The sequence below is a fragment of the Pseudomonas sp. FG86 genome (genome assembly GCF_057808775.1).
On sequence record NZ_JBMDIS010000012.1, the window covers coordinates 88,180 to 111,218 of the forward strand.

Genomic DNA, 23,039 nt, shown 5'->3' on the forward strand with positions numbered 1-23,039 from the left:
GCAACCTGTTGTGCCTATGATCGGTCGCCTGGTGGTGGTCGGCCTGGGTTTGATCGGTGGTTCCTTCGCCAAGGGCCTGCGTGAAAGTGGATTGTGTGGCGAAGTGGTGGGTGTGGACCTCGACCCGCAATCGCGCAAGCTGGCGGTAGAACTGGGCGTCGTGGATCGCTGCGAGGCGGACCTGGCGCTCGCGTGCCAGGGCGCGGACGTGATCCAGCTCGCCGTGCCGATCCTGGCCATGGAAAAACTGCTGGCGCTGTTGGCCGGCATGGACCTGGGCCAGGCGATCCTGACGGACGTCGGCAGTGCCAAGGGCAATGTGGTGCGTGCAGCGCAACAGGCCTTTGGCGGCATGCCGTCGCGTTTTGTACCAGGCCATCCGATTGCCGGTTCCGAGCAGAGCGGTGTGGAGGCGTCCAATGCGCAGTTGTTCCGTCGGCATAAAGTGATCCTGACGCCGCTGGAGCAAACCGACCCGGCCGCGCTGGCCGTGGTGGATCGCCTTTGGCGCGAGCTGGGGGCGGATGTCGAGCATATGCAGGTCGAGCGCCACGACGAAGTGCTGGCGGCGACCAGTCACCTGCCTCATCTGCTGGCGTTTGGCTTGGTGGATTCGCTGGCCAAGCGCAACGAGAACCTGGAGATTTTCCGCTACGCCGCCGGTGGCTTCCGCGATTTTACGCGGATTGCCGGCAGCGACCCGGTGATGTGGCACGACATCTTCCTCGCCAATCGTGAGGCGGTGTTGCGCACCTTGGACACCTTTCGCAGTGACCTCGACGCCTTGCGCGACGCGGTGGATGCCGGGGATGGCCATCAATTATTGGGCGTGTTCACCCGTGCGCGGGTGGCACGTGAACATTTCAGCAAGATCCTGGCGCGCCGGGCCTATATGGAAACCGCAGTGAACGCCGATGACCTGACTTTCATCGCCAACCCGGGTGGCCGCTTGAGCGGGCGCATCCGGGTACCGGGTGACAAGTCGATCTCCCATCGCTCGATCATGCTCGGTTCGTTGGCCGAGGGCGTGACAGAAGTCGAGGGGTTCCTTGAGGGTGAGGATGCCTTGGCGACTTTGCAGGCGTTTCGCGACATGGGCGTGGTGATTGAAGGGCCGCACCATGGGCGCGTGACTATCCATGGTGTGGGGCTGCACGGCTTGAAGCCGGCGCCAGGGCCGATCTATCTCGGCAATTCCGGCACTTCGATGCGACTGCTGTCCGGCTTGCTGGCGGCGCAGCGCTTCGACAGCGTCCTGACCGGCGATGCTTCGCTGTCCAAGCGCCCGATGAACCGCGTGGCCAAGCCGTTGCGGGACATGGGCGCAGTGATCGAGACCGGACCGGAAGGGCGTCCGCCGTTGACCATTCGCGGCGGGCAGACGCTGAAAGGCCTGGCCTATGCGATGCCGATGGCGAGTGCGCAGGTCAAATCCTGCCTGTTGCTCGCCGGGCTGTATGCCGAAGGTAAGACGTCGGTGACCGAGCCAGCGCCGACCCGTGACCATACCGAACGGATGCTGCGCGGCTTTGGATATCCGGTGGTGGTGGAGGGCGCGACGGCGTCGGTGGAATCAGGCCATGGGCTGACCGCTGCCCACATCGAGGTGCCGGGGGATATTTCGTCTTCGGCGTTTTTCCTGGTGGCGGCGTCGATTGCCGAGGGTTCCGAGTTGTTGCTGGAGCATGTGGGCATCAATCCGACGCGTACCGGTGTGATCGATATCCTGCGGCTGATGGGCGCAGATATCAGCCTCGAAAATCAGCGGGAAGTGGGTGGTGAGCCGGTGGCTGACCTGCGGGTTCGTGCTGCTGTACTCAAGGGTATCGAGATTCCCGAGGCGCTGGTGCCCTTGGCGATCGACGAGTTTCCCGTGCTGTTTGTCGCCGCGGCTTGCGCCACTGGGCGAACCGTCTTGCGCGGTGCCGAGGAGCTGCGGGTCAAGGAGTCTGACCGCATCCAGGTCATGGCCGATGGTCTGCTGGCGCTGGGCGTGAAGTGTGAACCCACCCCTGATGGGATTATCATTGAGGGTGGCCCGATGGGGGGTGGTGAAGTCCATGCCCACGGCGATCATCGGATTGCCATGGCGTTCAGCGTGGCGTCCCTGCGGGCGACGGCGCCGATTCGTATCCGTGACTGCGCCAATGTAGCTACATCTTTTCCGAACTTTCTTACACTGTGTGCCCAAGTCGGCATCCGTGTTGCCCAAGAGGCTCAATTGTGAATATCAAAGCACCGGTGATTACCATCGACGGGCCAAGCGGCTCGGGCAAAGGCACGATCGCCGGCATCCTGGCCAAGCGCCTCGGCTGGTGCCTGCTGGACTCCGGCGCGCTGTACCGCCTGCTGGCATTTGCCGCACGCAACCATGGCGTCGACCTGACCAACGAAGAATCCCTGAAACTGCTGGCGGCGCATCTCGATGTGCAGTTCGTCGGCGCGACGGAAGGTCATCCGCAGCGCATCATCCTGGAAGGCGATGATGTGACCGACGACCTGCGTAATGAACAAGTCGGTTCCTGGGCTTCCCAGGTCGCCGCGCTGCCGGCCGTACGCGATGCACTGCTGCAGCGCCAGCGGGCATTCCAGGAGCCACCGGGCCTGGTGGCAGACGGTCGCGACATGGGGACCGTGGTGTTTCCTGGGGCACCGCTGAAGATTTTCCTGACCGCCAGTGCCGAGGAGCGTGCTCGCCGCCGCTACTTGCAGTTGAAGGGCAAAGTCGATGGTGTTAGTCTGTCGAGTCTGCTAGATGAGATCCGTGCACGCGATGAGCGTGATACCCAGCGCGCAGTAGCCCCGCTCAAACCGGCGGCTGATGCCATACAGCTGGATTCCACGGAGTTGTCCATCGAGCAGGTGCTGGAACGCATCTTGAGTGAAATCGCCATTCGCGATATCGCCGGGTGATCAAGAAGGCCGCAGGGGACCAGTCATAGTCCTGCGGTGGCTTCTTTTAACTGAAACTGACCCACACCGTCTGGGGTGTGGAGATGGGCGTATTCTTCGCCCTTATCAACAGGAATTAAAATGAGCGAAAGCTTTGCGGAACTCTTTGAAGAAAGCCTAAAAACCCTGAACCTTCAGGCAGGCTCCATCATCACCGGTGTTATCGTTGATATCGATTACCAAGCTCGCTGGGTAACCGTTCACGCTGGTCTGAAGTCTGAAGCTCTGATCCCGCTGGAACAGTTCTACAACGATGCTGGTGATCTGACAATCAATGTCGGTGACGAAGTTCACGTTGCTCTGGACTCGGTTGAAGACGGTTTCGGTGAAACCAAGCTGTCCCGTGAAAAAGCCAAGCGCGCTGAATGCTGGATTGTTCTCGAAGCAGCCTTCGCAGCTGAAGAAGTGGTCAAGGGCGTTATCAACGGTAAGGTTAAAGGCGGCTTCACAGTCGACGTTAACGGCATCCGTGCGTTCCTGCCAGGTTCTTTGGTCGACGTTCGTCCAGTGCGCGACACCACGCACCTGGAAGGCAAAGAACTCGAATTCAAAGTCATCAAGCTCGACCAGAAGCGCAACAACGTTGTCGTTTCCCGTCGCAGCGTGCTGGAAGCAGAGAACTCTGCCGAGCGTGAAGCTCTGCTGGAATCCCTGCAGGAAGGCCAACAAGTCAAAGGTATCGTCAAAAACCTCACCGACTACGGCGCATTCGTCGACCTCGGTGGCGTGGATGGCCTGCTGCACATTACCGACATGGCTTGGAAGCGTATCAAGCATCCTTCCGAAATCGTCAACGTTGGCGACGAGATCGATGTCAAGGTTCTGAAATACGATCGCGAGCGCAACCGTGTTTCCCTGGGCCTGAAGCAACTGGGTGAAGACCCATGGGTTGCTATCAAAGCCCGTTACCCAGAAAGCACTCGCGTCACCGCGCGTGTAACCAACCTGACCGACTACGGCTGCTTCGCAGAGCTGGAAGAAGGCGTGGAAGGCCTGGTACACGTTTCCGAAATGGACTGGACCAACAAGAACATCCACCCTTCGAAAGTCGTACAAGTCGGCGACGAAGTGGAAGTTATGGTTCTGGACATCGACGAAGAGCGTCGTCGTATCTCCCTGGGCATCAAGCAGTGCAAATCTAACCCATGGGAAGATTTCTCTGGCCAGTTCAACAAGGGCGATAAAATCTCCGGCACCATCAAGTCGATCACCGATTTCGGTATCTTCATTGGTCTGGACGGCGGCATCGACGGCCTGGTTCACCTGTCCGACATCTCCTGGAACGAAGTGGGCGAAGAAGCTGTTCGTCGCTTCAAGAAGGGCGACGAGCTGGACACCGTTATCCTGTCGGTTGACCCAGAGCGCGAGCGCATCTCCCTGGGTATCAAGCAGCTGGAAAGCGATCCGTTCTCCGAGTACGTTCAAGAGAACGACAAAGGCGCAATCGTTAAAGGCATCGTGAAAGAAGTTGACGCTAAAGGCGCCATCATCACTCTCGCCAACGATATCGAAGCGACTCTGAAAGCCTCCGAAATCAGCCGTGACCGCGTTGAAGACGCGCGCAACGTTCTGAAAGAAGGCCAGGAAGTAGAAGCCAAGATCATCAGCGTTGATCGTAAGAGCCGCGTGATCCAGCTCTCCATCAAGTCGAAAGACGAAGTGGAAGAGAAAGAAGCTATCCAGAGCCTGAAAGCTGCTCCGGAAGCTGAAAAAGGCGAGACCACTATGGCCTCCCTGCTGCGCGAAGCAATGGCTAAGCAGAACTAAGTTCTGTAACGCTGTAAAAAGGGGCGACTTCGGTCGCCCCTTTTTTTGCCTGAAATTTGTTGAATCAACCGTCTAGAACCAAGGCGTGTTGGCGGCGGTCTGAAGTGACTATAGTCTTCAGAAAGCGATCCTCGTGTTGCTGACTCAATAAGGATTTGGATGAACAGGCTTATCGTCATATGTGCAGTGGTAATGCTCGCAGGCTGCTCCGCCACCAGCGCCAAGACCCACGCCAAGCGCGGTGCCAGCGGTATCGAGGTCGACTGCTCGGGCCTTGGCAACAACTGGGATAAGTGCGAGAAGCGCGCCGCCCGTGAGTGCAAGATGCAGGGCTACAAGGTGATCACCCGGTCCAGTGACGCCAAGGATGAGGGGGGTGACTATCTGTTCGGCTGGAACCCGGCAGGGGCGGTGACTCGGACGATGTTGGTGATCTGCAATTGAGGGCGCAATGGGTGTCTTGCGGCTGTTTATCCATCCTGGAGATAAGTTGATATATGGGCTGTTCAAATTCATCAAGTCATGCTAAAACCTTCGAAGCGCTTTTCCTAGCTGCTTGAAAAAGAAGGGAAAAATATGACGAAGTCGGAGTTGATCGAACGAATTGTCACCCATCAAGGGCTGCTCTCATCCAAGGATGTAGAGCTGGCTATCAAGACTATGCTTGAACAGATGTCGCAGTGCCTGGCTACCGGGGATCGGATTGAGATCCGTGGGTTTGGCAGTTTTTCGCTGCATTATCGTGCGCCTCGTGTAGGTCGTAACCCGAAAACCGGCCAGTCCGTCAGCCTGGATGGGAAGTTTGTGCCTCATTTCAAGCCGGGGAAGGAATTGCGGGATCGGGTGAATGAGGACGAAGAAGAAAACGTCTGAGTGTCTTATTAGGAGAATATATGCGTGGGATTAAGCATGGCGTAGTGTTGCTGACAGTGCTGATGGTTGCGCTGGTGGTTATAACGTTTGTGCTCGAAAACCAGCAGTGCGCGTCTCTCTCGTTCCTTGGACTGGCGACCGGTCAAATGCCGGTATCTGTGTTAGTTATCGTGGCGTTGATTGTCGGCATGCTGATAGGGCCGTTGTTAGGCGTATTGGTGCGCAATCGGCGTCATAAGTTGATCTCGGCAGGGCGCGTTTAGGGGGGGGGGCTCTCCCGTTCCACAAAAAATCACATTCATGCTGAGACAACCGCCCGTCAGAAAACTGCCTTAAAACAGTCCATCAATTTCAGCGCCGCCTTGTAATGATGCGGCTGCTCTCGAGTAAAAAAACACGGATTCATTGGCTTTTAGCTCACTAATTCGGAAATTTCTTTCTGTTTTTACTCTGTTTGGGTGTGTCGTATCGCGGATGCTCCTACCCCTGTAGGAAAATCCTGAGGCTTATGTCAAGACTTGTAATATGTCAGAGAGATGGCAAAATGAAATCTGTTCTCGATAACGGGCATTTTGTGCGATCAAAATTTGGCAGAGACGCTGGGTTTTGACGGTCATCTAATTAGAATAAAAAAGACACAATTTTGTCTGCATAACGAGCCCGCAGTTTCTTTTTTGAAGGCAGGTTTGTGTTGTGAGTAGTAACTTTCGTGTGCCTCCCGTTCCTCCATTAGATGAAACTGATCTTCCATCACTTGTGAAGATTATCTGGCATCAAAAGCGGCTGATTGCATTGGCAATCGGAGTGAGTGGGCTAATAGCAGTTGCTTATGCTTTTTTAGCGACGCCACAATATCAGGTAAGTAGCGTGCTGCGACCGGCAGCAATCAATGAGCTGGACACATTGAATCGCTCGGAAATTTATCACCTTCCTCCAAATGAAGCTCTCAAAAAGCTTGGCGCGACTCTTGAGTCATATGATGCGCGACTGGGATTTTTTCGTGCTAATCAAAAACTATTCAAGGAGTTTGAGCGCCCCGGAAGAACTCTGGAGCAGAGTTTTGAGGAGTTTAACCGCAAGTCAATTAATTTGATTTTTCCCGATCCCAAAAAATCAGACTCCCTTAGTGCTTACATAAAGTTGGAGATGAATTATCCGCAGGGTATCGATGGGGTTGCAATTCTAAATGGCTTTGTTGAATACGCTATTGCCTTTGAGCGAAATGAAATTTCCGCCGATGTAGACGTTATAATAAAAAATCGGTTGAATGAGCTTCAGGGTAAGCTTGATACTGCTCGGACTGCTTACGATGTTCAAAAAGAAGCCAAAATAGCCTCTTTGAGTGAGGGGGATACTCTTCGACGAGCTCAATTGCACGATGAGCTCAAAGCGCTTCGTGAGCAGCTGAAAACTCAGCGATCTGACCGAATGGCTCAGCTCAATGAGGCGGTCGGAATTGCTCGGAGCCTAGGAATTAGAAAGCCCACGACGCCGTCCTCCCTGGGGGACTCGTATCGATCTGGTTCTTCCAGTGTAATGCGTACTGAAATCAATAATCAGCAGATACCCCTTTATTTTATGGGGGTTGAAGCGCTGGAGGCTGAGCACACGGCCCTTCAGCAGCGTAAGTCCGACGACTTCACAGATGGTCGCATTGCGCAAATAGCCAAAGAGCTTCAGTTGCTTGAATCCAATCGTGAGATTGAGGTGCTTAATAGTCGAGGGAATGAGGATCTGTTTCTAGCGGGTGTCGAGCCGTTGCGAGCAGAAATGTCCCGCTTGCGCAATTTGAACATTGATATGAGTCATATCAAATTAGTTGCTATCGATCAAAGTGCATTGGAGCCTTTGGCGCCAATTGCTCCGAAGCGAGCGCTGATTGTATTGCTTAGCCTTGTCTTGGGGGCAATTCTGGGTGTGTTCGCCGTATTGATACGTCATTCCGTTATGATGTCCCGCGCCCGGTCGCGATCTGAGACTGTCCATGTTGTGGTGGGGGGGGCTGCACTTGGAGATGCTTCTGTCAATACAGCTACAGCACGCATTCGTAATGGTTAATGCTTGGAGCTTGGTGCCTCCGCGTCTATGAGGTTTATTTCTACTGTGGTGCTACGGAGTTGCGGGCTAGGTCTGCAGAGTTAATTCCTCTACAAGCCTATCCCGTATCAGTGCGCGTGTTATTCCTTTTCGAAAATCAAGCAGCAGTCGTCATACTTCTTCAGTGCTTGCCCATATGCATAAAACCGTCCTTCTGGCATGGTTCCTGATGGGAAGGAAAAGGTGCCGAATTGGCCAAGGCGCATGGGCCAGATGTCTTTCTCACTTGAGAATAGGGTTTTTACATCTCCGGAAGCATCTATCGCGTATATGTGTGCGGAGCTCGAGAGAATTCCAGGTCCTGGGGTTCGCTCAAAAACATCGCGCAAGAAGTTGCCAGTCGGCGCCCCGGGCTCGACGGTGCTGGAAAAGTAACAGCGTTGCTTCCCGTAACCTGCATAAATGGACGAGCCTTCAATTTCGCTGATTGTGTTTACCGAGGCTGTGCCTTCGTGCAAATGAAATTGACACAAAGAGTTTGGCGAAAGCTGTGAGTCTGTTGCATAAAAATAAGAGTTGTTTAGCTTGCATAGCCAGGTCGCGCGGTATGCCTGGGATCCGATAAGGATGGGGGTCAGCTTCTGTGAGTTGGTAGAGTAAAGCCATATTCCGGCCGCTTGTTCGAAGTCGCCTGCCAGGATGATCACTCCTCCCAGCTCGGGGGCTGGAACTATATTGTGAATATGGTTGATGGATCCTGATGGGAAGGTGAACAATATCTTCCAATCGCCGGGTTGGTTGACCGGGCATGACCACGCATTAACAGGGGTCATGTTCATATTCTCGAAATACTCGCCGAACATCACAGTGTCTTGATCTTTTGTTTCTCCCTTTATATAGGAGAGTGCGAGAATCTTCCGGTCATTTGGTATTATAAAGTCTGGTTTAAAGGCGCCAGTCTGAATGTTTACGCGAAAAATCGTACTTCCCCGAACGGCTAAGCCCCATTCTTCGTCCAATAATAAAAATGATGAAACGCCTAAGCGTAAAACACGCTCGGCGGATCGAAGCCTTGGGAGTTTTTCAATTTTGTGCTGAGGGGGAAGGCTGCACAGGGGGTGAATATTGGTAAGGTCCAGGTCAGCTCTATAGAGCACGCGACCACGGGCCACTATCATAGAATCTTGCCCGCATGCCAGTGGTCTGTAGGATTTAATGACTCTAGATAGTTTATACATTATTAGTGCTCGGATAGTGGAAGTGGACGGTGCCGTATCTGTTTTGATTCAAATATTGATATGATTTTATTGGAATTGTCTATCATGACTTTAATACTTGTATTTGTTGGGAGTTAATGATGCAGCTCAATTCACTTGTTTGTATAATCAGAAGGTTTGAGTGGTGTCTAGTTGGTTCGCCTTCTCTACTTAAGCCAGAAAGGAATGTAGTAGGGGTAACCGGAATGCTTTTTCGAATTCAGGAAGTCAATCAGTTGGGCACTCTCAATCACGCTTAAATTTATGTTCTCACTTAAAGATGTTTTTATGACGCCCGCCTTATGTAAGTCTTTGGAAAAGCCTCTTTCTGCATAAAAAAGTGCCCATTCGGGACGGCGCTCGCTTACTTCAACCATTTCATCGAAGCCGTCATCAATAATCCTGAATTGACGTTTTCGGTACCAGTTTGCTATCGGCCACTGCTCAGGAAAGAGGTCCTCGGCGACGTGAATCATAGTCAAGCTATGAACCACATCGACGCCTATCATCAGAATTTTTGCATTGTGTTCATAGCAGTAGGCCCAAGTGGAGCCTTCGCCACAGGGAGAGTTATTCTTGGAGGTGAGCTCGCGAGCAACCATGTTTTCCGCGTGCGCACCGTAGGCCACGATAGAGTTAAGTGGGTGTCGGCTCCTCACCGATCCTGGGGTCGAGATAAGTGCCTGGGGAAGTGCTCCTGTCCAGATTCTGGCTTTTTTCACATTGTAGATAAATGGCTTGCTAAAGAGTGAGCTATCAAAACGCTTTTCCGCGGGCGGTGCTTCTCTAAAAATTGGAATGGCGGGCATAACCAGAGTTCCTGTCTCCCCAATAATTGATAAAAGCCGCGTAATTACCTCCTTTGGAGTGAGTCCGAATTTTTTTAGCTCGCCGAAGCTTGAATGTACTATTAATATGTCACCGGAGCCAATTCCAAGCCGGGAAACGTCTTCAAAAAAAGCGTTCGCGTTGTTTGTATTGCTTTTGGTGGGGGGGGGGAGCGGGTGTCGAGACTTTTTAGAAAAATAGTTGGCAATTCGATTGATGGCAGTGTTGCGCCAGTATAAATTTCGCAGCAATACTTCCAAAAATGGAAGCGTGGAAAGTAGTCTATTTAGCATCAGCGTCCCTTAGATAAGTTAAGCAACCAGACGTTATCATTATTGTATAAGTAATATACGAAGAGCATATTTTGTAAGTCTATACCATAGCTCATAGTGGGCTCAACTACTATTGTCCCATCCCTGAATGACTGCCTGAAGTTTCGCTGTCTCAGGGGGGGGGCTTACTTCGCTAATTGCCAGCTATCCCTTTGTGTGCGGCGTGCCGCAGCTCCGGCGTACTCTAAGCGTTGCATTAGGAGGCAGCTTCATGATTTTTGGCTCTGGTGTGTCGGCAGCGGCGTTGTTTGGTAATTGTGCAATGGTTCTTTCGTTATGCGGTCGGCGTTTTGCCGGCCCTTCGCTGGACGCTGCATGGCGGGGGGGGGGCTAATCCATTTCTCTGGCTATGGCTGGGGTGAGCGCGTAATATCGAGTATCGTTTTTTGAGATAGGATATTCACGTACTTCCTTTTTTTGTTACTCCTCGTGACAGAGATCTGCGTCAATCTGGTTTGTTCATGGGGGGAGGCTTGACCTCATGGGCGATCTCGGTTTTTGCCATTTTGAATTTGGCAGATAAGCCCTGCGAGGGCAGAACTTCGAGTGATGCGGGCTGTCCACCACCTCTATTCGCAATAGTATGGGCACGCGAGGTGTAATGCTGAAATGTGAGATGAGCGGCCCGCTAGCCAAATGCAAGGGGGGTGAAGGGGGGGGCACAGGGGGCGGAAAAATGATAAGCGATAATCTGGCGTTCGTTGTATCGGATGGTTGTATTTTCGTTTGTCAGAGTCGCGTCAGTCGTCGACGTGATTGTTGATGCCAATGTGCTGAATTCGTTTTTGTGTATTGGAAGTATCAGGAAGGATTTACAATGAGGTTTGTAACTTGGCTAGATTGAAGGCGGGTATTCATTTCGCTTCCTCAATTTTTGTAAAAACCATCGCAGGGCTTATCATAATTAAGGTGCTTGCGTGGAAGTTGGGACCTGACGGTTTTGGACTACTAGGCCAACTGATGACGTTGGTTGCGATCACTGGGATGTTTGCAGGGGGCGGAATTGCCAGTGGTTTGATCAAGGTGTTGGCAGTATCCCCCTCCGGCACCAAGGAGGGGCAGGCGTGGATCGCGACAGCTTTCACGCTGACAACAATAGTTTCCGGATTGGTTGCCTCCTTGTTAGTGCTATTTTCCGGCGCGTTGTCTGCTCGGTTAATGCAAGGTGAGTTCACCGCTGTATTTATCTTTCTTGGATTTTCCCAGATTGTTGTTGGTTATGGCAGTCTGGTCCAGGCAGATGCGAGCAGTCGTGGCGAAAGTGGGATTTATGCGGCGATAAATATCCTCGGTACCATTATAGGTGCCATTGTGCTCGTACTTGGAGTTTGCGTTTTTGGCTTCGGAGGCGCTGCGTACGGGGTTATGCTTATGCCTGCGTTGACCGGATTAGTCGCTCTGGGTTTTCTGTTTCAACGGCGTCGGGAGTTGTTGCGATATGCCCGATTATTACTTGATGAAAGCAAAGCTCGTCATTTTATGTCGTTTTCCTTATTGACGTTAGTGGGGGCGTTGTCGGTGCCAATCGCGCAGATTATAATCCGCGATATGTTGGCGCAACGAGTCGGTTGGGAGCAGGTAGGTTTATGGCAGGGAATGATAAAGCTTTCGGATGTTTATATGCAGTTCATAGGGGTCGTGCTCATAAACTATGTTCTTCCCCGCTATGCTGCTGCCAGTAGTTTTGATCGTGTATTAATGGAATTTAAAGCAACGGTAATCTGGCTGTTGTTGGCATTGGTTGCTGGATTTTTATGTCTATACAGTCTGCGAAACATTGTTATTCAATTGATTTTTTCAAAAGATTTTTTGCCGATGACGGAATATTTTATTCCGCAAATGATTGGTGATGTGTTTAGAACAATTGCTGCAGCAATTTCATTTATCTTTATGGCAAGGGGCTGCGTGCGGATCTCTATCTTGTATGAGATTGCTCAAGGAGTGGGGATAATCGTGATGTTTATGCTATTATTTGACGGGGCTGGAAAGATGGCTCCGGTATATGCGCATATGATCACCTATATTGTGCTGTCGGTAATCATGGCTGTAGGTTTGAAATTGTGGATGAGGAGACAGCCATGAAAATTCTAATGCTATGTACAAAATTTTCTTTAAGCGAAAATGATCCTTGGCTCACCAATGAGTTAGCTGACTCCTTGCAGACGGCTGGTAACGAGGTGACGGTGGTATGTCTTGACTGGTTTGGAAAGCCGGATGCAAAAAATCAGCGTTTTACAACGTCAACTGATGTTGAGGTCGAGTCATTAGTGCCGGTACAGATTCGCTCACCATTTCAACTGGTATCTCGTTTAGTTAAATGGACTCTTTCATCCTTCTCCGCGTACTGGTCGGTGCGCCGTTTAATGAAGCAAAAGCGTTTTGAACTAGTCATTGGTTTTTCGCCTTCAGCAGTGATGGCGCTCCCTATCTTGAAAATGACAGGCCGTAGCAATGTCAAGTCGGTACTATTTCAGTGGGATTTTTTTCCACACCATCACCGACAAGCAGGGCTTATTCCTTCTAATTCAATCTTCTTTCTTGCCACTAAGCTAGAAGAGCTTCTGATTCGCCGGTTTGATATCGTTGCATGCATGTCGCCGGCTAATGAAAATTATCTGCGTACCCATTATCCGCTTCGCACCTCTCAGCGCGTTTGCACGTTGCCCGTCTGGGGTAAAGCTTTTCCTTTACCCGAGATAGATCGCGAACTAATACGTGGTGTTTACGGGCTTCCGAAGTTTCGGCCAATAGTTGTCTTTGGGGGGCAGCTTATCCAAGGCCGTGGGGTTGAAGATCTATTGGAAATGGCAAAGTTGGCCCATGAAAAAAACTCTCAGATAACGTTTTTGATTGTCGGTGGCGGGCCTCTAGAAGCCCTAGTCAAAGAATATATCGATCAGGGACGTGAAAACTTAGTCTGGATTGCATGGGTCCCTCGGCAAGAGTATCTTGGGATTATTCAGTCGTGTGAAGTCGCACTGGTATGTACGTTAAGAGACGTCGATGTACCTAGTTTTCCCTCCAAGACGATTGATTATTTGCGGGCAGGGCTTCCAATTGTCGCTTCAGTAGAGAAAACCACTGATTATGGTGATTGCCTTGTTTCACTGGGTGTGGGAGTTGACGTTGAGGCGGGGAGTCCTGCCTTGTTGCTGAGTGCGATTGAAACGCTACTTGATGATGAAAATAAGATGCGCTCTATGAAGGAAAGAGGGCCTGTTGCCTTTGATGAGAACTTCGAAGTTAAACATGTTGCATCACGGCTTATTCAAATAGTTAAGCAGTCCTAGAAGATGGTGTTAAAACCTCATGTCTATAATGTTTTCGAAGGTTAAATTTATCCCTCTTGTTTTGGGGGTGATGTATCTGGTAATTACTGTTGTCCTGTTTTTCTGGGGGCCGTTCGATTGGCCTGTCGATAACGAAGGCGTTTTGTTATTTTTTGTGTCTGTCTGTTTGCTAGCTATCGCCTTAGGTTTTACTGTTGGTGTTATTAATTCAGGTCGCGGACGGCCATTGGACTCTTGGCGATTTTTTTTTCGGATCGGATGTGTTTCCAGTATTATTTTGCTGTTTCCAGCAACATGGATATATACCGGTAAGTGGCCTTGGGAGGTCTTTAGCGTTCTCGGTGACCAGGGGCTGGCGTATAGGGAGATGCTCGCGGTCGTTGAGGCTGATGCGTCGGGCATCCGCGGTTACATGGCTATTTTGCGCGCTCTATTTGCGCCTTTCGTATATTGCGTTGTTCCCTTTGCTGTATTGAATTTTAGAAACTTGCGGCGATTGGACGTTTTGCTATTTTTCGGTCATTTGTGTGCGGTGCTGATTTTTTCTTTCATGCGGGGGACTGACCGAGAAACCGTTGAGCTCTTGGTATTTTTTATCGCCACATTGCTGATAGCGACCTGCCGCCTAGCGGTGAAATATGGTCGATTTCCATTCAAGGCGTCTAGAGTACTGTTTTCCTCTGTTTTGCTGATTATGATACTTTGTGCTACCGCAGTACTTTTTGTCGAGCGCAAAGGCTCTCGCATGGGAGGGCAGGGCGGATTCTGCGTCGCGGATGGAGTAGTCTGCTCCGTGCGCAGTTCCCATGAGAGTGATCTGAGTGCTACTGCCAATTTTGCATTGGAGATGGTTACCGGTTATGTTTCTCAAGGGTATTACGGACTTTCGCTTGCACTCAAGGAGGACTTTACATTGGGGCACTCAGCGTTCCTTATGAGTGCCTATGGAAAGGTGATAGATGACTCAATGTACCAGCGAAGCTATCTATACAAAGTGAGCGCAGCGGGATGGAGCGACAAATCGCAATGGTCGACAATCTATCCCTGGATAGCGAGTGATGTCAGTTTTCCGGTTGTACCACTAGTAATAGCGCTTCTGGGGTTCTTGTGGGGCTGCGGCTGGAAAAGTGCAGTTTTACTCCGTAGCGACGCCGGGGCCCTGATGTTCCTGTTTTTGTCCTCGGCGGTATTGTATATACCCGCCAATAATCAGCTGACACAGACGCTCGATTCCTATTTTGCATTTTTGTTTTGGCTTGTAGTGTGGTTGATGCAAGGTGCGAGAAAGGGGCGGTTAGTAATTGCTTATCAATAAAGTATTAGGAGATTTTCATGTTTGAAGGGCGTAAGCTTTTAATCAGCGGAGGCACTGGGTCTTTCGGGAATGCAGTGCTCAAGCGCTTTCTTGATACAGATATTGCTGAAATTCGTATATTCAGCCGTGATGAAAAGAAACAAGATGATATGCGTAAGCGCTACGCTAACTCTAAACTGAAGTTCTATATCGGTGATGTTCGCGATTATCAAAGTATTCTCAACGCCACACGGGGTGTCGACTATATTTTTCATGCTGCTGCGCTTAAGCAAGTGCCATCTTGTGAGTTTCACCCGATGGAAGCAGTGAAGACCAACGTGATGGGTACTGAGAATGTCCTAGAGGCCGCGATCCAAAACGGCGTGAAGCGCGTTGTTTGCTTGAGTACCGACAAAGCGGTCTATCCAATCAACGCAATGGGTATTTCCAAAGCGATGATGGAAAAAGTGATGGTGGCAAAGTCGAGAAACGTAGATGAGTTGAAGACGGTCATCTGCGGTACTCGGTACGGTAACGTAATGGCTTCTCGAGGTTCAGTAATTCCGCTTTTCGTAGATCAAATTCGTGAGGGCAAGCCACTGTCCATCACTGATCCGAATATGACTCGCTTCATGATGACCCTGAGTGATGCGGTAGACTTGGTTTTGTATGCCTTTGAGCATGGTAACAATGGCGATCTGTTTGTTCAGAAAGCGCCTGCGGCGACTGTTGAAACCCTTGCTCGTACGCTAACCGCCATGATGGGCAAGCCTGAGCATCCAATACAGGTCATTGGTACCCGTCATGGTGAAAAGCTTTATGAGGCGCTGCTCAGTCGTGAGGAGATGGCCTGCGCTGAAGACATGGGTGAGTACTATCGTATTCCGCCTGATCTGCGAGACCTGAACTACAGCAAGTTTGTGGAGCAAGGAGAGGAAAAAATCTCTAGAACGGAGGATTACAATTCCCATAATACAGAGCGCCTGGACGGAGCGGGGATGAAACGCCTGTTGCTAAAGTTGTCGTTTATGCAAGCTATCCAGCGTGGTGAACACGCAACGCCGGAGGAATAATTAGTGAAAGTGTTAATCACTGGTGCCAGCGGCTTTATCGGCAAAAACCTGATCTCGCACCTTGGCGAGCGTAATGATGTTGAAGTGTGTCAGTTCAACCGTTGCGATGATATCTCCAAGTTGAGCAGCCTCGTGGAGGGTGTGGACTTTATATTCCATCTTGCGGGAGTGAATCGCCCAAAGAACCCCGAGGAATTCAAGATCGGGAACGCTGAGCTTACAATCGCACTATGTAATGCTATTGAAGCAAGTGGCAAGCCAATACCAGTGCTCTACACTTCATCCAGTCAAGCTGAGCTGAATAATGAGTACGGCGGGAGTAAGCGTGCGGCCGAAAATACGCTGCTTGAATTTTCTCGGAGTAATGGGTCGAAGGTTTATCTGTTCAGGTTGCCGAATGTTTTCGGTAAGTGGGCGCGCCCAAATTACAATTCGGCGGTAGCAACGTTCTGCCATAACATCACGCTTGGACTCCCAATTCAGATTAATGATCCGGGCGCTGTTATTAACCTAGTCTATGTCGATGATGTGGTTGAGTACTTTATTTCAGCAATGGATGGGCGATTGTCAGCTGAAGTGTTCGTTGATGTTGCGCCACTTTACAGCATCACTGTTGGCGACTTGGCGAATCAGTTGCAGGCGTTCAAAGATAGCCGTGAAAACCTCATCAGTGAGCCAGTGGGGGTAGGGCTGGTGCGTGCCTTATACTCTACCTACGTCAGTTATCTGCGCCCTGACAACTTTGCCTATCAAGTGCCGCGGCATGCTGATCCGCGAGGGGTTTTCGTGGAAATGCTGAAAACTGGTGATAGCGGTCAGTTTTCGTACTTTACCGCGTTTCCTGGGATTACCCGAGGTGGCCACTATCACCACTCGAAAACCGAAAAGTTTCTGGTGATTAAGGGGAAGGCGCTCTTTCGTTTTCGCGACATCGTTTCGGGTGAGTTTTACGAGTTGAGCACAAACGGTGAGATACCACAGATTGTCGAGACGGTACCAGGTTGGACCCACGATATTACCAATGTGGGTCAGGATGAAATGATCGTGATGCTTTGGGCAAACGAGATTTTTGACCGCGAAAAGCCTGATACATATGCGCGGCCAGTGGGCACCACTGCATAAGGCGTCCACGACGTTGATGCTTTATCTACTCGAGAGCGTGTGTTTTCGCGTTCTCGGGTTTTTTGTTCTGGCGTGTCTCTCGTCAGGCTTAGAAAATTTCATAAGAGCTCCGTAATGAAAAAACTTAAAATTGTTACAGTGGTAGGCACCCGTCCTGAGATTATTCGCCTGTCACGTGTTATGGCTAAGCTGGATCAGTATTGTGATCACGTGCTGGTCCATACCGGGCAAAATTATGATTATGAGTTGAATGAGATTTTCTTTCAGGATCTCGGTATCCGAAAGCCTGACCATTTTCTTAATGCCGCAGGTGCTACAGGTGCGCAGACCATTGGTAATGTAATCATTTCCGTGGATCGTGTTCTAGAGGAGGTCCAGCCTGAGGCACTTCTGGTATTGGGTGATACCAACAGTTGCATGGCGGTAATTCCTGCGAAGCGACGCAAGATCCCGACGTTCCATATGGAGGCCGGAAACCGTTGCTTCGATATGCGTGTACCGGAGGAAATCAACCGACGTATCGTCGACCATACGGCCGATATCAATCTGACCTACAGCACGATTGCACGTGACTATCTGCTGCGGGAAGGTCTGGCTCCTGATATGGTCATCAAAACGGGTAGTCCGATGTATGAAGTTCTCAATTATTACCGGGAAGGTATAGAGAGCTCAGATGTACTGACGCGCCTGGGCCTTGAGGCTGGAAAGTTCTTTGTGGTGAGTGCTCACCGAGAAGAAAATATTGATTCTGAAACAAACGTCTTGAAATTGGTAGGCATACTTAACGGTGTAGCTGAAGTTTACAATTATCCGGTGATTGTCTCCACGCATCCACGCACGCAGAAGCGGTTTGATGCATTGGGCGTGACGTTTCACGGCAACGTTCGATTGTTGAAGCCCATGGGGTTTAAAGATTACAACAAGCTGCAACTTGAATCGAAAGCGGTACTCTCGGACAGTGGTACGATTAACGAAGAGTCATCGATTCTGAATTTCCCTGCGCTGAATATTCGCGAAGCTCACGAGCGTCCGGAGGGTATGGAAGAAGCCGCGGTCATGATGGTGGGACTTGAGGTTGAGCGGGTTATGCAAGCATTGCAGGTGCTGGAATGTCAGGATCGCGATGAGGTGCGTACGCTTCGACTCGTCAGTGATTACAGCATGCCGAATGTCGCAGAAAAAGTCGTCCGGATTATTCACAGCTACCGCGATTATGTTGTACGGGTGGTCTGGAAGAACTACGACTGATAAAGGTATCGTGAGATTTCGAGTTAGCGTATTCAGCTCACGGGCAGCGCACGTGTAGTGTGTTGGCCGTCCATCTGGACATGATGGCTAACTGACGATAGCTTATAACCCTTTATTTCACAGTCAGGCTGGGCGCGCTAGGCATACAGTTCTTGGGAAATCACGGGCGACGTTGTAGCCTTCATCAACAGTTTTATTCGGAAATGATTACGGATGGCAGTTCGCATTTTGCTTTTGACTCAGTGGTTTGAACCTGAGCCCACTTTTAAGGGACTCGTATTCGCCCGAGCCTTGGTAGAGCAGGGCTTTGAGGTTGAGGTGGTAACCGGTTTTCCGAATTATCCCGGCGGAAAAATTTATCCGGGCTACAAGATAAAACTTTACCAGAAAGAAGTAATTGATGGCGTGAGAGTAACTCGACTTCCTCTTTATCCAAACCACAGCCAAAGCGGAGTGGGTCGAGTACTCAATTATTTGAGTTTTGGTGCGGCAAGTCTTTTCTATGGCTTGTTTGGTGCCAAGCGTCCCGATGTTATTTACGCCTACCACCCACCCTTGACGGTGGGTATTGTGGCCTGCCTTATTCGTTTTTTTCGACGTGTGCCGGTTATCTACGATATTCAGGATATGTGGCCAGATACATTGCGTGCAACGGGCATGTTCTCAAACCCGAAAGCACTTCAGATCGTGTCTCGTGTGTGTCAATGGGTATATAAACATGTGGACCAGATAGTTGTCCTGTCTCCTGGGTTTAAGCGTCTTCTGGTGGAGCGTGGAGTGCCGGATACAAAGATAGATATTATCTATAACTGGTGTGCGGAAGATACCTTGGATGATGGTTTGAGTATTCTTCCTCCGAATTTCCCCGATAAACCGAAATTCAGGATTCTTTTTGCAGGCACGATGGGTAAGGCCCAGGCATTGGATACCGTCTTGGATGCTGCCAGGATTTTATCCGCGGCCAACACAGAGATTGTATTTGTTTTCCTTGGGGGGGGGATTGAGGTCGCGCGTTTGAAGCAGCGCGCCGCGGATGATGGTTTAGACAATGTTGTATTTTTGCCTGTGGTTCCTATGAGCGAAGCAGGACGTTATCTTAGGGCTGCCGATGCGTTACTGGTTCACCTCAAAAGAGACCCGCTATTTACCATCACGATCCCTTCAAAAACCCAAGCCTATCTGGCAGCCGGCAAGCCCATTCTGATGGCTGTTGATGGTGATGCAGCTGAGCTGGTTCAACGTAGTGGGAGCGGCTACATTGCCGAGTCACAGAATTCTCAAGCGCTCGCTGACGCCGCGTTGGCGCTGAGTCTGGCAAGTCCGATAGAACTCGACATTATGGCCAAAAACGGTCAAGATTTTTACCATTCGCATATGTCCCTCAAGAAAGGAATCGAGGGCTTTACGCGTATTTTCAATCGGTTTTCTAAATAGTCAAAAATTGTCGGTGCTGAACGTACCCGGCTTCAAGTGGGTTATAAGGCTTCTAGAATGCTTAAGCGTATTTTTGATATCACGGCTTCTTTTTTGGGGCTTTTGTTATTATCCCCAGTCATTGTGGTTGTCGCCTGGAAAATCAGTCGCAAGCTTGGTTCCCCGGTATTTTTTCGTCAAGTACGGCCTGGCCGCAATGGCAAGCCATTTGAGATGGTTAAGTTCCGGACCATGAAAGATGCTTTGGATTCAAGTGGCAACCCACTGCCCGACGCGGATCGAATGACGCCTTTTGGCAGCTTCTTGCGATCTTGCAGCCTGGATGAACTCCCGGAGCTTTGGAACGTATTGAAGGGCGACATGAGCTTAGTAGGGCCGCGCCCCTTGTTGATGGAGTATCTTCCCCTATATTCGGCCGAACAGTACCGTCGGCACAATATCCGGCCCGGTGTCACAGGGTGGGCTCAAGTAAATGGGCGCAATTCGTTGAGTTGGGAAGAGAAGTTCAAATTGGATGTGTGGTACGTGGACAACAAAACGTTGATTCTGGATGTCAAGATATTATTAATGACTGTTCTAAAGGTTTTAAAACGTGACGGTATTAGCGCTGACGGTGAGGTGACGATGTCAAAGTTTACCGGTACCGGACAGTGATAGTAAGGTGGTTTTACTTAGCTATGTAGTTGCGCTGTAGATAGGCGATTGCTGATTTTATTGATCCAGTATTGGGATCGTAAGATAAGAAACGGTGGGGAAACCAAGTGGCTCCAGATAAGAGTTTGATTATTGTTGGATTTAGTGGTTTCGGTAAAGAAGTCTTCTGGTTGGCTTCGCGGCTCGGTGTCACCGTTCGTGGTTTTTTGGACGATAATACCGCCGTTCAGGGTCACCAATTTGCGTCAGTACCTGTGTTGGGAATGGTCGACGATTGGCAGCAGTATTCGGATTGCCAGTTTGTCATTGCTATCGGTAATCCCCGTGTTCGGAGCAAGGTCAGGGATAAAATGTGCTCTAGCGGCTCCCCTGAGTTTGCAACTCTGATCGATCCTGGTGCTATCATGATGAGTGAGCATGTGACAATTGGGGTCGGAAGTATTATTTGTGCTGGTACTATCGCCACAGTTGAAATTGTCATCGGTGAGCATGTTATCGTCAACTTGAACTGTACGATCGGGCATGAGGTTGTTTTTGAGGATTTCGTTACTGTCGCGCCGATGGTGGCGATATCTGGAAACGTACGAATCTGTAGCAAGGCCGAACTGGGGACAGGGGCTTCTATCCGTCAAGGGTTGACCATTAGCAGCGGAGCGATGGTTGGAATGGGGAGCGTACTCACCAAAAATGTCCCAGAAAATGTTGTTTTTTTCGGGAGCCCCGCAAAAGTAATCAAGACTATTGCGCAGTGACGAGGCTGGGTTAATGGAGGAGCAAAAAATGAACGTACGGGTTGCGGTCGTAGGGACAGGCGTAATGGGAAAGGGAATTGTTCAAATCCTGGCCCAGTCAGCCTTCGTGGCCGCTGTCGTATGGAAAGGAAGCGTAGCTCAACGCACGGCGAATAGCCTTGGCGATCTGGAGGTTCAATTTGGTCGCATGGTGAACAAGAAGCGGCTGTCTGCGGAAGATGCGGCTGCGTTTCTTAGGAAGATCTCTATTGCTGACAGTTACTCCGATCTAGCTGACGCAGATTGCATGATAGAAGCCGTTTCGGAAAGCATGGCGGAGAAGTCGAAAGTTTTTAGCGAGTTTTCTAACATATGCGACTCCAAAACCATCCTTGCTTCCAATACCTCCTCTCTTTCAATTACAGAGTTGGGAAACTTGACCAAGTATCCCTGTAATGTGATAGGTCTTCACTTTTTTAATCCTGCGCCCGTGATGAAGTTGGCTGAAGTCATTGCTGGGCTAGGAACATCTGCCCAAACAGTCGAGTGGGCGTTGAATTTTGCCCGCCAACTAGGGAAGGATCCGGTTCTTGTTAATGAGGCGCCTGGATTCATTGTAAATCGGATGTTGATCCCGATGATCAATGAGGCGATTGGTATCCTAGCGGAGGACGTAGCTTCAGCAGAGGAGATTGACAAGGCAATGCGTCTTGGAGCCAACCACCCTATTGGTCCGTTAGCCTTGGCCGACCTGATCGGCAATGACGTCTGCCTTTCCATTATGGAAACGTTGCATGATGAAACTGGCGATCCCAAATACCGTGCCCATCCGCTTCTGCGTAAGATGGTTCGTGGCAACCGCCTGGGGCGAAAGTCCAGCCATGGTTTCTTTAAATATTAAGTATGGGTGTAAGGATGCTCAATTCACCATTTTCTCCCTGGCCGTCTTTCACTACTGAAGAAGCCGATGCCGTTCGGGATGTGATCTTGTCCAATAAGGTCAACTATTGGACGGGTGTGGAAGGTCGCGAATTTGAAAAAGAGTTTGCTGCGTGGACAGGTACTGAATATGCGATTGCCCTGGCAAACGGGACCGTGGCGCTCGATCTATCCCTTAAAGCGCTTGGAATCGGGGCCGGTGACGAAGTAATTGTTACGCCTCGGACGTTTCTGGCCTCTGTCTCCAGTATTGTCAATGCAGGGGCAACTCCGATATTTGCTGATGTGGACCCCGACTCTCAGAATTTCACTGCACAAACCATTGAGGCTGTTCTGTCTCCTCGCACGCGAGCCATCATCTGCGTTCATCTAGCCGGGTGGCCCTGTGATATGGACTCTATTATGGATTTGGCGGATCGCCTTGACCTCAAGGTCATCGAAGATTGTGCTCAAGCTCATGGGGCGAAGTATAAGGGGCGGCCAGTCGGTTCCATTGGGCATATAGGGGCATGGTCCTTTTGTCAGGACAAGATCATGACCACCGGCGGCGAGGGTGGCATGGTAACGACTAACGATCGTGACCTATGGTCGAAGATGTGGTCGTTTAAGGACCACGGAAAGAGTTGGGATGCGGTTTATGAGCGCATGCATCCGGCGGGATTCCGTTGGGTTCACGAAAGCTTTGGTACAAACTGGCGTATGCTGGAAGTGCAGGCAGTTATCGGGCGCATTCAGTTACGCAAAATGCAACAATGGCAACAGGCGCGTATCGGTTACGCGCGACGCATCTGGGATTGTGCTGCCGCATTTCCGGTACTTCGTGTGCCAAAGATCCCTGTGGATATTACTCACGGGGCTTATAAATGTTACGTATTTGTCAGGCCAGAACTCCTCAGAGAGGGTTGGAGTCGAGACCGCATTCTTTCTGAAATCAGTGCACTCGGAGTTGCGTGTTTTTCGGGTTCTTGTTCAGAGGTTTACCTTGAGAAGGCTTTTGACAATACTGGATGGCGTCCGTCAGAGCGGTTGGCGGTAGCAAAGGAACTGGGTGAAACTAGTTTGATGTTCCTTGTTCACCCTACGTTGACGGATTCAGAAATAGACAAGACGTGTATCATCATCCGGCAGGTCATGCGGATGGCGAGTACGGACCAAGTCTAGACGTAGTAGTACTGGTGGGCAGGCCGTGTGTCGCCAGCGATTGACGAC

At 50.6% G+C, this 23,039-nt stretch carries 20 protein-coding genes; 18 read left to right on the top strand and 2 right to left on the bottom strand.

Annotated elements, in window-relative coordinates; translation table 11 throughout:
* Positions 1-16: 16 nt before the first annotated feature.
* From ACODSV_RS11000 to ACODSV_RS11030, 7 genes are all read left to right on the top strand, one after another.
* Positions 17-2,227, top strand: a complete 2,211-nt coding sequence (locus ACODSV_RS11000) for a bifunctional prephenate dehydrogenase/3-phosphoshikimate 1-carboxyvinyltransferase (RefSeq protein ID WP_041160869.1) — start codon at positions 17-19, stop codon at positions 2,225-2,227.
* Positions 2,224-2,913 (top strand): (d)CMP kinase, encoded by a 690-nt coding sequence (gene cmk / locus ACODSV_RS11005; protein ID WP_150055053.1) that lies wholly within the window; start codon positions 2,224-2,226, stop codon positions 2,911-2,913. The genes ACODSV_RS11000 and cmk overlap by 4 nt, the downstream gene beginning before the upstream one ends.
* A 120-nt stretch (positions 2,914-3,033) precedes the next feature.
* Positions 3,034-4,719, top strand: a complete 1,686-nt coding sequence (gene rpsA, locus ACODSV_RS11010; RefSeq protein WP_024074156.1) for a 30S ribosomal protein S1 — start codon at positions 3,034-3,036, stop codon at positions 4,717-4,719.
* 159 nt (positions 4,720-4,878) lie between these two features.
* Positions 4,879-5,163 (top strand): hypothetical protein, encoded by a 285-nt coding sequence (locus ACODSV_RS11015; RefSeq protein WP_024074157.1) that lies wholly within the window; start codon positions 4,879-4,881, stop codon positions 5,161-5,163.
* 132 nt (positions 5,164-5,295) lie between these two features.
* Positions 5,296-5,592: an integration host factor subunit beta gene (gene ihfB, locus ACODSV_RS11020; RefSeq protein WP_017848846.1), complete on the top strand. Its 297-nt coding sequence runs from the start codon at positions 5,296-5,298 to the stop codon at positions 5,590-5,592.
* Between the two features lie 20 nt (positions 5,593-5,612).
* The gene (locus ACODSV_RS11025) at positions 5,613-5,855 is read left to right on the top strand and encodes a lipopolysaccharide assembly protein LapA domain-containing protein (RefSeq protein ID WP_150055054.1); all 243 of its coding nucleotides are present in this window, start codon (positions 5,613-5,615) and stop codon (positions 5,853-5,855) included.
* A gap of 430 nt (positions 5,856-6,285) precedes the next feature.
* Positions 6,286-7,650: a Wzz/FepE/Etk N-terminal domain-containing protein gene (locus ACODSV_RS11030; protein ID WP_150055055.1), complete on the top strand. Its 1,365-nt coding sequence runs from the start codon at positions 6,286-6,288 to the stop codon at positions 7,648-7,650.
* 119 nt (positions 7,651-7,769) lie between these two features.
* On the opposite strand, the gene ACODSV_RS11035 is transcribed toward ACODSV_RS11030, so the two are convergent.
* The gene (locus tag ACODSV_RS11035; protein WP_150055056.1) at positions 7,770-8,801 is read right to left on the bottom strand and encodes a hypothetical protein; all 1,032 of its coding nucleotides are present in this window, start codon (positions 8,799-8,801) and stop codon (positions 7,770-7,772) included.
* Between the two features lie 251 nt (positions 8,802-9,052).
* Positions 9,053-10,006 (bottom strand): AAC(3) family N-acetyltransferase, encoded by a 954-nt coding sequence (locus ACODSV_RS11040; protein WP_150095190.1) that lies wholly within the window; start codon positions 10,004-10,006, stop codon positions 9,053-9,055.
* 870 nt (positions 10,007-10,876) lie between these two features.
* On the opposite strand from ACODSV_RS11040, the gene ACODSV_RS11045 reads away from it, so the two are divergent.
* From ACODSV_RS11045 to ACODSV_RS11095, 11 genes are all read left to right on the top strand, one after another.
* Positions 10,877-12,127 (top strand): O-antigen translocase, encoded by a 1,251-nt coding sequence (locus ACODSV_RS11045; RefSeq protein WP_150055058.1) that lies wholly within the window; start codon positions 10,877-10,879, stop codon positions 12,125-12,127.
* Positions 12,124-13,335, top strand: coding sequence for a glycosyltransferase family 4 protein (locus ACODSV_RS11050; protein ID WP_150055059.1), 1,212 nt, complete (start codon positions 12,124-12,126; stop codon positions 13,333-13,335). The genes ACODSV_RS11045 and ACODSV_RS11050 overlap by 4 nt, the downstream gene beginning before the upstream one ends.
* A 19-nt stretch (positions 13,336-13,354) precedes the next feature.
* Positions 13,355-14,650 (top strand): hypothetical protein, encoded by a 1,296-nt coding sequence (locus tag ACODSV_RS11055; RefSeq protein ID WP_150055060.1) that lies wholly within the window; start codon positions 13,355-13,357, stop codon positions 14,648-14,650.
* 17 nt (positions 14,651-14,667) lie between these two features.
* The gene (locus ACODSV_RS11060; RefSeq protein WP_150055061.1) at positions 14,668-15,702 is read left to right on the top strand and encodes a polysaccharide biosynthesis protein; all 1,035 of its coding nucleotides are present in this window, start codon (positions 14,668-14,670) and stop codon (positions 15,700-15,702) included.
* Between the two features lie 3 nt (positions 15,703-15,705).
* A complete protein-coding gene (wbjC, locus tag ACODSV_RS11065; RefSeq protein WP_150055062.1) occupies positions 15,706-16,824 on the top strand; it encodes a UDP-2-acetamido-2,6-beta-L-arabino-hexul-4-ose reductase in 1,119 nt (372 codons plus the stop codon).
* A 114-nt stretch (positions 16,825-16,938) separates the two neighbouring features.
* On the top strand, positions 16,939-18,072 hold the full coding sequence (wecB, locus tag ACODSV_RS11070; RefSeq protein WP_150055063.1) for a non-hydrolyzing UDP-N-acetylglucosamine 2-epimerase: 1,134 nt from the start codon (positions 16,939-16,941) through the stop codon (positions 18,070-18,072).
* Between the two features lie 213 nt (positions 18,073-18,285).
* Positions 18,286-19,506 (top strand): glycosyltransferase family 4 protein, encoded by a 1,221-nt coding sequence (locus ACODSV_RS11075; RefSeq protein WP_150055064.1) that lies wholly within the window; start codon positions 18,286-18,288, stop codon positions 19,504-19,506.
* 57 nt (positions 19,507-19,563) lie between these two features.
* Positions 19,564-20,160, top strand: a complete 597-nt coding sequence (locus tag ACODSV_RS11080) for a sugar transferase (RefSeq protein ID WP_150055065.1) — start codon at positions 19,564-19,566, stop codon at positions 20,158-20,160.
* Positions 20,161-20,267: 107 nt separating this feature from the next.
* Positions 20,268-20,912, top strand: coding sequence for an acetyltransferase (locus tag ACODSV_RS11085; protein WP_150055066.1), 645 nt, complete (start codon positions 20,268-20,270; stop codon positions 20,910-20,912).
* 28 nt (positions 20,913-20,940) lie between these two features.
* Complete coding sequence (locus ACODSV_RS11090) at positions 20,941-21,792, top strand: 3-hydroxyacyl-CoA dehydrogenase NAD-binding domain-containing protein (RefSeq protein WP_150055067.1); 852 nt, start codon at positions 20,941-20,943, stop codon at positions 21,790-21,792.
* A 14-nt stretch (positions 21,793-21,806) separates the two neighbouring features.
* The gene (locus tag ACODSV_RS11095; RefSeq protein ID WP_150055068.1) at positions 21,807-22,991 is read left to right on the top strand and encodes a DegT/DnrJ/EryC1/StrS family aminotransferase; all 1,185 of its coding nucleotides are present in this window, start codon (positions 21,807-21,809) and stop codon (positions 22,989-22,991) included.
* Positions 22,992-23,039: the final 48 nt, after the last annotated feature.